This is a genomic window from Streptomyces sp. Tu 3180 (assembly GCF_009852415.1).
Taxonomy (GTDB): Bacteria; Actinomycetota; Actinomycetes; order Streptomycetales; family Streptomycetaceae; genus Streptomyces.
The window spans coordinates 5,098,163-5,109,860 of the sequence record NZ_WOXS01000002.1 but is presented as its reverse complement, the minus strand read 5'-3'; the positions used below and the strand labels follow the sequence as shown (position 1 = coordinate 5,109,860).

Genomic DNA, 11,698 nt, shown 5'->3' with positions numbered 1-11,698 from the left:
GGGAGCGCCTGCCCTTGGGCCCCGGATGCATGCGCGATCCACGGCCGAGAGTGCGCCGCGTCACGGAACACGGGGACATGGCGGAAGAAATCACCCTCCCCGTGAGCGGCCGGTCACGGGTGCCGGGCGCGGCCGGGAGGCGCCGGACCGCGGGCTCAGCCGGCGCCCGTGCCGGTGCCGCAGGCGGTGTGCGGCGGGCAGAAGCGGGCGAGCGCCGTCCGCAGCAGCTCGCGTTCGTCCTCGCGGCCGTCCGCGTCGGCTCCGTAGGCGGCGACGGCGTAGATCCTGCCGTCGGCGGCCAGGAAGCGCTCGTCGACCACGTGCCAGGTCCCGACGTCGGGCTCGCCCTCGATGGAGTCCACGAGGTACTCCAGCCGGGAGCGGGCGGGGCCGCCGTCGTCCGGGCTCTCCAGGGAGAGCCGCGTGAACCCCGGGGCCTTCGCGACGGTGTCGGAGAGGAACAGCTCGTGCGACGCGCCCGGGGACGCCTCCGACACCTCGAAGACCTGCAGCCGGTGCCCACCGTCCGGGCTGCGGTAGTGGACCACGTCGATGCCGTGCAGGGAGGACCCCGCGGTGCGCGTCCAGCCCGTGGGGCGGGCGAGGGTGAAGCCCTCGGGGTCGGTGTACGGCTCGTAGCCGGCGGGGAGGCCGTCGGCCGGGGTGGACGGCGGGGACGTCTCCTCGGCGGGGGTCTCCCGCGGTCCGGGCGCCGGGGATCCCGGGGCCGTGGTCCCGGGCGTCCGCGACGCGCTCGCCGGGACCGCCCCGTCGTCCGCACGGCCGTCCCGTCCCTCACCGTCCCCCGGCACCAGGGTCAGGACGAGCCCCGCGACCGCCCCCACGGCGGCGGCCCCGCCCACCACGGACCACACGCGCCGACGGCCGGTCCCGCGGGGACCGGCGGGCACGGGCGCCGGGACGCCGGGCGGCCGGGAGGGGGCGCGGGGCGGCTCGGGCACGGCCCGGGGGGCGGGCACGGGAGACCGCCCGGCCGCCGTCACGGCTCCCGGCCGCCGCACGTCCGTGAGGGTCGGCGCGAAGGGCGGGACGCCGGGGTGCGCCGGGTGCGGAGGGACGCCCGGGGCGGCGTCGGCGCCGGGCCCGGGGCCGACGGCGGGCGGCGCGGCACCCGGCACCGCTCCGCCGGCCGGAGAAGGGGCTCCCGCTCCGTCCGCGCCCTCGGGCGTCGCCTCCGCCGACGGGGCCCCGTCCCCGGGCGAGGGGACGCCCGCCGTGTCCCCGCCCGTGGCCGGCGGGGCATCCGGGCCGGTCCCGGCGGCGCCGGGAACACCTTCCTCGGGCTCCTCCCAGCGCTGGGACTCCTCGTTCCAGTAGCGCGGTCCCCCGGTCATCGCACTCCCCCTCGTCTCGGTGGCCGCCGGCCTCACATGCCGAGCAGCCCCGCCACGGTCCCGGCCGAGGCGAGCACCGCCGTGACGGCCTGGGCGTCCGTGAGCAGTTCCCGTACCCGGCGCAGGCGGCCCTCGCCGGCCGTGCCGGTCCGGCTGATCTCGTCCTCGGTGTCCGCGAGCGCCTCGTCCAGCTGCGCCGTCTGCTCGCTCTGCCGCAGCCGGGGCAGATCCGCCCGCAGTGCGCGTACCGCCTCCAGCAGTTCCTCGGCGGCCGCGTCACGCTGCGCCGGGACCCCGTGGTGGCCCTCGGCCCGCGCGTGGCGGCCGATCGCGAAGGTGCTGTGCGAGACGTCACCGATCCGGACGTTCGGTTCATCGTGGGCCATGGCCGGGGTTCTCCTTCCGCGGTGCGGCACCGCCGGAGGCGCTCGCGTGCTCGCCGATGGCGAAGGTCGAGCCCTCGACCCGGTCGATGTGCACGGCGCCGTTGCTGATGTTCACGATCTTCTGCACGAACTCGCCGGTCTCGTAACCGGCGTCGGCCAGGGCCTGCCGCACCCCGCGTCCGATGCGGTCCTGAACGGTCCGCAGGTAGCGGGTCACGTCCATCTCCTGGAAGGTGGACCCGCTGTCCACCGCTGCCAGTTCCCGCACGGAGAGGGCGGGCCCGTCGGGCAGCGCGGCCGCGTGACCGCCGGTCAGCAGCCGCCACGCGAAGTCGGCGCCCCGGACCAGGGCGGCCAGGGAGCGGCCCGCCGAGCCGGGCACCAGGGCGAGGGCCCCGACGGCCTTGCCGAGGACGTTGTCGTGGAGCAGCCGGTGGGAGGTGCGGTCGGCCTCCTTGAACTCGGCGCGCACCGGGTTCAGGACGTGCGGGGCGACCTCCAGCATGAGCATGCGGCCCTGGGTGTGGACCCGCACGAAGACCGTGACGACCAGTTCCTCGTCCCAGCCGCCGATCCGGATGCGCAGGAAGTGCCGCCGCTTCTCGCCGCCCTCCTCGACGGCCCGCACCCGGTGCTGCTCGAACTCCTGCGGCGAGTAGGGGGCCTGGTCGCGGTCGGCCAGTCCCTCGGCGGGGAGGAACACGCACTCGTCGATCTCGAGCCGGCGCAGCCGGTCGCGCACGGCGGGGCCCGCGTACTCGGCGGGCACCCGCAGCTGTTCGAGCAGGGGGCGGATCCGTTCGAGGAACGCCCGGTTGCTGAGCGGCTGCTGCTCGGCGTCCTCGTCGGGCCGGAGTTCGACGGCGAGCACCCAGGTGTCGTGCGCCGTTCCGGCGCCGCAGAACGGGCGGGCCTCGTCGTACATGACCAGCGGGGCGTGCTGCTCCCGCCGGATGCGCCGCACCAGGCGGGAGAGGCGCTCCCCCTCGGTCCGTTCGGCGGGGTCGCTCGCGAGGTCCGGGAAGCGCTTCGGGGACAGTTCCGCGGCGAACGCCCGGGCGAACCGGTCGCGCCGGGCGGCGGCGCACAGGGCGATGAGCGCGAGCACGCCGAGCCCGAACCAGGCCTGCCACGGTTCGGTCGACTCGAGCAGCGCCCCGCCGAGGGAGTCCGGATCTCCCGGGCTCCCGGAGCCCGACGAGCCGGAACCGTAGGAGCCGTAGGGGTCGTAGGGGTCGTACGACGAGCCGGACCCGGACGCGTCCCCGGAGCCGGCGCCGAACGCGGTGGTGACCACGAGGACCAGGGTGCCGACGAAGAGGAGGCGCCCCTGCCAGCGCGCGACGAAGGCGGCGAGGAGGCGGTACAGGGGCGGCTGTTCGGCGCTCCCCCTGAGCCAGGGGGCCAGGGCGAGCAGCAGGCTGGCCAGCGCCAGCAGGCCCAGCAGCCGGAAGCTGATCGCCAGGCCCACCGCCCAGAGCCCGACGACGGCGGCGGACCACAGCAGTTCCTGCCGCCGGGACCGCAGCGCGTGCGCGAGGACGCGGGTCGCGTCGAAGCCGAGCGACGGGGCGACGATCCGCTGTTCGTTGAGGTAGAGCTGCTCGATGACGCGGTCCCGGTACTCCGCGTCCTGGTAGGTCCCCGCGCACAGCAGCCGGGTCGCCTCGCTGGCGTGCGGCGGGGTGGGCGGTGGTTCCGGGGGTGCCGGGGCGTGCTGTTGCCGCGGCACGTATGCGGTGCTCATGCCGATCCCCCGTGTGGATGGGTCAGTGGTGACCGTCGAGGTGAAGGGCCGTCAGCATAGGGGAGCGGGAAGAGCAAGGGAAATCGTTATGTCAAGAGGATCTTGATGTGATATGCGTCAATCCTTGGCTTCGGGCGGAAGGCGAAGGGCCCCGCACCGGCCGGAAGCCGGTGCGGGGCCCTGAGCGGGTCGGATCAGATGAGGCCGAGGCCGCGGACCGCCTCGCGCTCCTCCTCGAGCTCCTTGACAGAGGCGTCGATGCGGGCGCGGGAGAACTCGTTGATCTCCAGGCCCTGGACGATCTCGTACTTGCCGTCCTTCACGGTGACCGGGAAGGAGGAGATCAGGCCCTCCGGGACGCCGTAGGAGCCGTCCGACGGGATGCCCATGGAGACCCAGTCGCCCTCGTCGGTGCCGTTGACCCAGGAGTAGACGTGGTCGATGGCGGCGTTGGCGGCGGAGGCGGCCGACGACGCGCCGCGGGCCTCGATGATCGCGGCGCCGCGCTTGGCGACGGTCGGGATGAAGTCCTCGGCCAGCCACTTCTCGTCGTTCACGACCTCCGCGGCGTTCTTGCCGGCGACGGTGGCGTGGAAGATGTCCGGGTACTGGGTGGCGGAGTGGTTGCCCCAGATCGTCAGCTTCTTGATCTCGGAGACCGGGACGCCGGTCTTCTTCGACAGCTGGGTCAGCGCGCGGTTGTGGTCCAGGCGGGTCATGGCGGTGAACCGCTCGGCCGGGACGTCCGGGGCGGCGGCCTGGGCGATCAGCGCGTTGGTGTTGGCCGGGTTGCCGACGACCAGGACGCGGATGTCGTCCGCGGCGTGGGCGTTGATGGCCTGGCCCTGCGGCTTGAAGATGCCGCCGTTGGCCTCGAGGAGGTCACCGCGCTCCATGCCCTTGGTGCGCGGGCGGGCGCCGACCAGGAGGGCGACGTTGGCGCCGTCGAAGGCGACGTTCGGGTCGTCCGTGATGTCGATGCCCTGCAGGAGCGGGAACGCGCAGTCGTCCAGCTCCATGGCCGTGCCCTCGGCGGCCTTGAGCGCCGGGGTGATCTCCAGCAGGCGCAGCTTGACCGGCACGTCCGCGCCGAGCAGCTGGCCGGAGGCGATGCGGAAGAGCAGGGCGTAACCGATCTGGCCGGCCGCGCCGGTGACGGTGACGTTCACGGGAGTGCGGGTCATGGCGTTCTCCGTATGACAGCTGGCGGTGGGGCGGTCCCTGCCCCGGGGTGCGGATCCCCGCCGCCGGTTCACGATGAGCGGTCGCCGGAACGAGTGGTCCGGCACCCGCTCGCCGTGATGATCGATCACGGTACGGATGATCGATCTCTTGGCGTCAAGAGAGATCCAGCGGTCAGGCTATCGCGGCATCCGTGACCGCGGACGGCAGGGATCCCTGTGGCCCGCCCCACAGGGCGACCCGTCCGGCGCACGGACGGACAGGGGGTGGGCAGGGGAGAGGCGGCCGCCCGTCCGGGAGAGGTGGGGACTGGGGCGGCCGCCGTCGGGAACCGACCGTGCCGGGATCCCGTGGGGGTACGTTCCGCGTGCCCGGCTTTCAGCCAGCCATACCGGCCCGTCACGAATTCCCCACGAATTCTGCCGAGGAAGCACGCAAGGAGGCCGGATCCACCCCCGAACGGGCGAATGTTCCGTGTGCCCGGCCTACTCCGTGCAGCCCTGCTCGCCGGAGGCGAGCACCGCGCAGGCCTTCGCCTGCGTCGCGCCCTCGACCGCCACCATCGGGGTGTACGCGACCGGGTCGCCGGCCTCGGTGATGGTGTCGCCCTGCTTCGCCCCGCCCGCGCTGATCTCGACCTTGTCGCCCTGCGCGGCCTGGGTGATGCGCCCCCACGCCGCGCCGCAGGTCTCGCTGTAGCGGACCTCCACGGTGGTGGCGCCGACGGTCGCGGTCCGGGCGGTGGTCACGAGCTCGCCGCTGCACCCCATGGCCTCGGCGTCCTTGCCCGTGCAGCTGTCGCCGCTGCACTTCACGCCGGCGGGCAGGTTCGCATCGGCGGTGGCGGTGGGCGAGGGGGTCGTGACGGCGTCGTCCTTCTTCTTGCCGTCCTCGGTCCCGGTGACGTAGAGCGCGGCGGCTATCACCACCAGCGCACCCACGGCACCGGCGATGAACGTCGAGGTGCGCCGCCTGCCGCCGGAACCGCCGGCGCGGCCGGCCGTGCCCCGGGGCGGCGCGGCCCCGGCTCCGGCGCCGCGGCGGCCCGGCCGCGGCGGCCCGGCGGGCCCGTCGGCGCCCCACGCGTGCGCACCGGGCGAGCCGCCCCGCCCGGCGTCCTGCCGGACACCGCCGGAGGCGTCGCGGACGTCGGCCGCGGTCGGCTGCGGCGGCACGCTCGGCGAGACGCCGGCCGGTCCCGCGACCCCCGGACGGACCGCGGCGCCCCCGCGGGCCTTGCCGCCCGCGCCCGTCGGCGGACCGGCGAGCTCGCTGAGCGCGGCGCGCGCCTGCGAGATCCGGATCGCCTCCATCGTCATGTCGTGACGCATCTCCGAGCGGCTCCAGGCGCGCTCGGCGAGCTCCCACATGGTGGTCAGGTGCATCGGGTTGGTCCCGGTGACCTCGGCCAGGGCGACGATCGCGCGCTTGGGCGCGAGCAGCCGGCCGTTCAGGTAGCGTTCCCAGGACGTCTTGCTGTAGCCCGTGCGGTCGGCGACCGACGCGACGCTCAGGCCGCTGCGGTCCACCACCCGCCTGAGCTGGCTCGTGAACTCCCTGATCTGCGGATCGAGTTCATCCGGCAAGGCCTTCCAACGAGGCATTGCTTCCCCCCTCTTCCCCCCGGTTCGTGCTGGTGTTTCCCTCGCGCATGGTGCCCTCTGCCGAGTCCCGTTCTGGCTACCCACAGGGATGCCGCCGGCCAGGGTCTCAGTTCCCGGGGTGGGGGCGCACGGGAGCATCAGGCCGCGGGCGCGCGCCGTCGCGCACCCGCTCGTACTAGCTTGCGGTCCAGTGTCCCACCGGTCACCCCCTCGACCGAACAGAACCCGGCACGGGCCCGGTACGGGCCTGATACGGACCCGGCGCGAGGCCGCCGCGGGCCCGCCCCGGCGCCCGGGACCCCCGGACCGCCCCGGTCGCCCACGCTAGCCCCGCGGTTCCCCCGTCCGTACGCGGATGCGCGAACTTGTCGACACATCGGCACACGGCGACCACGAAGGCGGTCCCTGCGGCCCCGGCGACCCCACGGAGCCCACCGGTTCCGCCCGTCCCGCGGGAGGGAAGTTCCCGAAGCGGTCAGGGGATTCCGGAGCACGTAGCGGAACGGTCACTTCCGTGCCACAGCGGCCGGACAGCCGTTGAACAGGCGCTTCGCCGTGCAGGAGGGTTGTTCCCGGCGGCGGCCCGTCCTCTCACGGGGGTGAGGACGGGCCGCCGTACGCGGCGGTCCGCCCCTCGGCTAGCCGCTGACCGTGAAGTGCAGCGTGTCCTTCAGGAACGGGATCTCCAGCAGCGGGTCCGGCTGCACCATCAGCGCCAGCAGCGCGATCGCCAGGCCCAGCGCGCCGTACGTGACGATGTCCGTGAAGCGGGAGCGCACCGCGAGCATGCCGACGTCCGGCACCAGCCACCGCAGCACGGCCCCGGCCAGCAGCGCCGCGCCGACCAGCAGGGTGCCGAGCCGGGACAGGTCGAGCGCGGTCAGCAGCAGCCCCAGTCCGACCGTGAGCAGCACGGCGAGGATCGGCCACTGGCGGGCGGGCGCGGGGGCGTCGCCGGGGGCGGCCCGGCCACCGCCCTCGGGGCGCGCGGTGTCCCGGGTGAACAGCGGGAACCGGCGGGTGGCGCGGCGCGGCCGGCCCTCGGCGTCCGGCGCGCTGACGGGGTCGCGGACCGTGATCTCCTCGTCCCGCTCCCCGGCTCCCGGGGCGTTCTGCTCAGGCGACACCGCGCTCCGCCGCCTCGACCACGTTGACCAGCAGCTGGGCCCGGGTCATCGGGCCGACACCGCCGGGGTTGGGGGCGACCCAGCCGGCCACCTCGGCCACGCCCGGGTGGACGTCGCCCACGATCTTGCCCTCGGCGCTGCGGGAGACGCCGACGTCCAGGACGGCCGCGCCGGGCTTGACGTCCTCCGGGCGGATCAGGTGGGCCGAACCGGCGGCGGCCACGATGATGTCCGCCCTCCTCAGGTGGGCCGACAGGTCACGGGTGCCGGTGTGGCACTGGGTCACGGTGGCGTTCTCGCTGCGCCGGGTCAGCAGCAGCGGCATCGGACGGCCGATGGTCACGCCGCGGCCGACGACCACGACCTCGGCGCCCTTGATCTCCACGCCGTGGCGGCGCAGCAGGGTGATGATGCCGTTGGGGGTGCAGGGCAGCGGGGCCGGCTCGTTGAGGACGAGGCGGCCGAGGTTCATCGGGTGGAGACCGTCGGCGTCCTTGCCCGGGTCCATCAGTTCGAGGATGCGGTTCTCGTCGATGCCCTTGGGCAGCGGCAGCTGGACGATGTAACCGGTGCACGCCGGGTCCTCGTTCAGCTCGCGGACGACCGCCTCGATCTCCTCCTGCGTCGCCGTGCCCGGCAGTTCGCGCTGGATGGAGGCGATGCCGACCTGGGCGCAGTCCCGGTGCTTTCCGGCGACGTACTTCTGGCTGCCGGGGTCGTCCCCGACGAGGATCGTGCCGAGGCCGGGCGTGACGCCCTTCTCCTTCAGCGCCGCCACGCGGGCGGTCAGATCGGACTTGATCTCGGCTGCGGTGGCCTTGCCATCGAGAATCTGGGCGGTCATGGCCCCCATCCTCGCGGATGACCGGCCCCTGGTTCCAATCCGCCCGCATGACGGGCGGCCGTGACGCCCCTCCCCCGCCCCGGTCGCGTATCGCCCGTTTCCGGCCAAGATCAGTGATGTTGCACTTGCACAACACATAGGGAATGCGGCTGGACAAGGGAGAGACCGGTCAAGAACGATGAGTCGCACAGTGCCGCGGGCAGAACCGGGGGGACGGGCCGCATCTGTAGAACTTCCTTCCGCGCCGTGCCTCGCGTCGTCCCCGCACGTGCAGCGACAACGGAGGAAGAACCGCCATGAGCTTCGGCGACCCGAACAACCCCTACGGGCAGCCGCCCCAGCAGCCCCCGGCCGGCCCCGGCTACGGCTACCCCCAGCAGCCCGGCGCCCCGCAGGGGTACGGCTACCCCGCGGCCCCGCCGGTGTCCCAGCCGTACGGCGGCGGCTACGCGCCCACGCAGATGCCGGGCATCACGCGCGCCGCGCAGATCATGCTCGGCGTGATCGTCCTGGCCCACGCCGTCATCGCGGTGATGTACGGCTACGCGCTGTCCCAGTGGGACGAGACGATGGCCGAGGCCGGCATCACGGGTGACTCCGAGGCCGAGCGGTTCGCGGACCTGGGCAAGGGCGTCGTCGTCTTCTTCCTGGGCCTGGCCACCGTCTTCGCGATCCTCGGCCTGGCGCTGCTGCTGCAGTACGCCAAGGGCGGCAACGGCGTCCGCGTCTGCTCGATCGTGTACGGCTCGTTCGCGATCGTCACCGGCATCTTCACGATCGCCGCCTACGGCCTCGGCCTCCTGATCATGACGATCTCGATCCTGCTGATCGTCTTCGCCGCGAAGCGGCCCAGCGCGGAGTGGTTCAAGCGACCGAGGTACTGACCGGAGGGGGCGGACCGCGCCCTTCATGCCCGGGGGCCGTGTCCCGCCCGAGTGAGGGGGGACACGGCCCCGGTGCGTCGCCCCGGTCCGGCCGGGGCGGCCTCCGGGCCGGGAGGGCCCGGACGGACCGTCAGTGGAAGAAGTGGCGCGTCCCGGTGAAGTACATCGTGACGCCGGCCTTCTTCGCGGCCTCGACGACCAGCTCGTCGCGGACCGAACCGCCGGGCTGGACCACGGCCTTCACGCCGGCCTCGGTGAGGATCTCCAGGCCGTCGGGGAACGGGAAGAACGCGTCCGAGGCGGCGTAGGAACCGGCCGCGCGCTCGGCGCCGGCCCGCTCGACGGCCAGCTTCGCGGAGTCGACGCGGTTGACCTGGCCCATGCCGACGCCGACGGAGGCGCCGTCCTTGGCGAGCAGGATCGCGTTGGACTTCACCGCGCGGCAGGCCTTCCAGGCGAAGACGAGCTGCTGGAGCTCCTCCGCGCCGAGCGCCTCACCGGTCGCCAGCGTCCAGTGCGCCGGGTCGTCGCCCTCGGCCTGGAGCCGGTCGGTGACCTGGAGCAGCGCACCGCCGTCGATGGCCCTGACCTCGACCGGGGCGGACGGGCGGTCGGGGCAGCGCAGCACGCGGATGTTCTTCTTCTTGGTGAGGGCCTCGAGGGCGCCCTCCTCGTAGTCCGGCGCGACGATGACCTCGGTGAAGATCTCCGCGACCTGCTCGGCCATCTCCTTGCTGACCGGCCGGTTCACGGCGATCACGCCGCCGAACGCGGACAGCGGGTCGCAGGCGTGCGCCTTGCGGTGCGCCTCGGCGACGTCCGCGCCGGTCGCGATGCCGCACGGGTTGGCGTGCTTGATGATCGCGACGGCCGGCCCGTCGTGGTCGTAGGCGGCGCGCAGGGCGGCGTCGGTGTCCGTGTAGTTGTTGTAGGACATCTCCTTGCCGTGCAGCTGCTCGGCCTCGGCGAGGCCGCCGGTGCCCGAGACGTACAGCGCGGCGGGCTGGTGCGGGTTCTCGCCGTAGCGCAGGGTGTTCTTGCGCTCCCAGGTGGCGCCGAGGAAGTCGGGGAACTGCGAGTCGTCCACGGGGGCGTAGTCGGAGGCGAACCAGGAGGCGACCGCCACGTCGTACGCGGCCGTGTGCCGGAACGCCTCGGCGGCCAGCCGCTTGCGGGCGGCGAGGTCGAAGCCGCCGTCCTTCACCGCGGCGAGGACGTCGCCGTAGCGGGCGGGGCTGGTGACCACGGCGACCGAGGGGTGGTTCTTGGCGGCGGCGCGCACCATGGACGGGCCGCCGATGTCGATCTGCTCCACGCACTCGTCGGGCGTCGCGCCGGAGGCGACGGTCTCGCGGAACGGGTAGAGGTTGACGACGACCAGGTCGAACGGCTCCACGCCCAGCTCGGCGAGCTGCCGCCGGTGGTCCTCCAGGCGCAGGTCGGCGAGGATGCCGGCGTGGACCTTCGGGTGCAGGGTCTTGACGCGGCCGTCCAGGCACTCGGGGAAGCCGGTGAGCTCCTCGACCTTGGCGACGGGGACGCCCGCGGCGGCGATCCTCGCGGCGGTGGACCCGGTGGAGACGAGCTCCACGCCCGCCTCGTGCAGGCCGCGCGCGAGGTCCTCGAGGCCGGTCTTGTCGTAGACGCTGACGAGCGCCCGTCGGATGGCCCGCTTGTTGCTCTCGGCGGTCACTGGATAACTACCTTTCGTCCCTCAATGCGATAGCCGTTGCGGGCGAGCCGCCCCACGACCTCGACGAGCAGCCTTCGCTCGACTTCCTTGATGCGCTCGTGCAGAGCGCTCTCGTCGTCCTCGTCCCGGACCTCCACCACGCCCTGCGCGATGATCGGCCCGGTGTCGACGCCGTCGTCGACGAAGTGGACGGTGCAGCCGGTGACCTTGGCGCCGTACGCGAGCGCGTCCCGCACACCGTGGGCTCCCGGGAAACTGGGCAGCAGGGCGGGGTGGGTGTTGACGAACCGCCCGCCGAAGCGCGCGAGGAACTCCTTCCCCACGATCTTCATGAACCCGGCGGACACCACGAGGTCCGGCTCGTGGGCGGCGACGGCCTCGGCGAGCGCGGCGTCCCACTCCTCGCGGGTCGGGTGGTCCTTGACCCTGCACACGAAGGTCGGCAGCCCGGCGCGCTCGGCGCGGGCCAGCCCCTCGATGCCCTCGCGGTCGGCGCCGACGGCCACGACCTCGGCCCCGTACGCCTCGGCGCCGGTGGCGGCGATCTCGTCGAGGAGCGCCTGCAGGTTGGTGCCGGATCCGGAGACCAGCACGACGAGACGCCTGGCGCGCTCGGCCACGGGCTTGGCGGCCACGGTGGGGCCCTTTCTCGGGGAGCGTCTGTACGGCCGGCGGCACAGCGCTTTGTACATTCCTACGAATGCTTCGCGTCCCCTGATACGGGGAAGCCTACGAAGCGGCCGACCGTCAGCAACGATACCGGCACACCGGGCGGCCCCCACGGGACGGGGGCGTGGCCGGAAGGTAGCGTCTGGGAAGAGCCGGTTCGGGAACGTCCGGGCACGGGGGAACGCCACCTGTGCGCCAGGCGTTCAC

At 73.8% G+C, this 11,698-nt stretch carries 10 protein-coding genes; 1 reads left to right on the top strand and 9 read right to left on the bottom strand.

Annotated elements, in window-relative coordinates:
• Nucleotides 1-155: 155 nt before the first annotated feature.
• The 7 genes from GL259_RS38905 to GL259_RS24015 form a co-directional block, all read right to left on the bottom strand.
• Entirely contained in the window at nucleotides 156-1,355 is a 1,200-nt protein-coding gene (locus tag GL259_RS38905; RefSeq protein ID WP_159535405.1) for a hypothetical protein, read from the bottom strand.
• A 32-nt stretch (nucleotides 1,356-1,387) separates the two neighbouring features.
• The gene (locus GL259_RS24040) at nucleotides 1,388-1,741 is read right to left on the bottom strand and encodes a hypothetical protein (RefSeq protein WP_159535404.1); all 354 of its coding nucleotides are present in this window, start codon (nucleotides 1,739-1,741) and stop codon (nucleotides 1,388-1,390) included.
• The gene (locus GL259_RS24035; RefSeq protein ID WP_159535403.1) at nucleotides 1,728-3,488 is read right to left on the bottom strand and encodes a hypothetical protein; all 1,761 of its coding nucleotides are present in this window, start codon (nucleotides 3,486-3,488) and stop codon (nucleotides 1,728-1,730) included. The genes GL259_RS24040 and GL259_RS24035 overlap by 14 nt, the downstream gene beginning before the upstream one ends.
• 194 nt (nucleotides 3,489-3,682) lie before the next feature.
• Nucleotides 3,683-4,672 (bottom strand): malate dehydrogenase, encoded by a 990-nt coding sequence (locus tag GL259_RS24030; protein ID WP_159535402.1) that lies wholly within the window; start codon nucleotides 4,670-4,672, stop codon nucleotides 3,683-3,685.
• A gap of 483 nt (nucleotides 4,673-5,155) precedes the next feature.
• Nucleotides 5,156-6,256 (bottom strand): XRE family transcriptional regulator, encoded by a 1,101-nt coding sequence (locus tag GL259_RS24025; protein ID WP_243762371.1) that lies wholly within the window; start codon nucleotides 6,254-6,256, stop codon nucleotides 5,156-5,158.
• A gap of 656 nt (nucleotides 6,257-6,912) precedes the next feature.
• The gene (locus tag GL259_RS24020; protein WP_159535400.1) at nucleotides 6,913-7,401 is read right to left on the bottom strand and encodes a DUF3017 domain-containing protein; all 489 of its coding nucleotides are present in this window, start codon (nucleotides 7,399-7,401) and stop codon (nucleotides 6,913-6,915) included.
• A complete protein-coding gene (locus GL259_RS24015) occupies nucleotides 7,391-8,245 on the bottom strand; it encodes a bifunctional methylenetetrahydrofolate dehydrogenase/methenyltetrahydrofolate cyclohydrolase (protein ID WP_159535399.1) in 855 nt (284 codons plus the stop codon). Before GL259_RS24015 ends, GL259_RS24020 begins: the two co-directional genes overlap by 11 nt.
• Before the next feature lie 296 nt (nucleotides 8,246-8,541).
• Here GL259_RS24015 and GL259_RS24010 point away from each other — a divergent pair, with 296 nt between their 5' ends.
• On the top strand, nucleotides 8,542-9,129 hold the full coding sequence (locus tag GL259_RS24010; RefSeq protein ID WP_159535398.1) for a hypothetical protein: 588 nt from the start codon (nucleotides 8,542-8,544) through the stop codon (nucleotides 9,127-9,129).
• 130 nt (nucleotides 9,130-9,259) lie between these two features.
• On the opposite strand, the gene purH is transcribed toward GL259_RS24010, so the two are convergent.
• Together purH and purN are read right to left on the bottom strand one after the other, a co-directional pair.
• Complete coding sequence (gene purH / locus GL259_RS24005) at nucleotides 9,260-10,822, bottom strand: bifunctional phosphoribosylaminoimidazolecarboxamide formyltransferase/IMP cyclohydrolase (RefSeq protein ID WP_159535397.1); 1,563 nt, start codon at nucleotides 10,820-10,822, stop codon at nucleotides 9,260-9,262.
• On the bottom strand, nucleotides 10,819-11,457 hold the full coding sequence (purN, locus tag GL259_RS24000; RefSeq protein ID WP_159535396.1) for a phosphoribosylglycinamide formyltransferase: 639 nt from the start codon (nucleotides 11,455-11,457) through the stop codon (nucleotides 10,819-10,821). The genes purH and purN overlap by 4 nt, the downstream gene beginning before the upstream one ends.
• Nucleotides 11,458-11,698 lie beyond the last annotated feature (241 nt).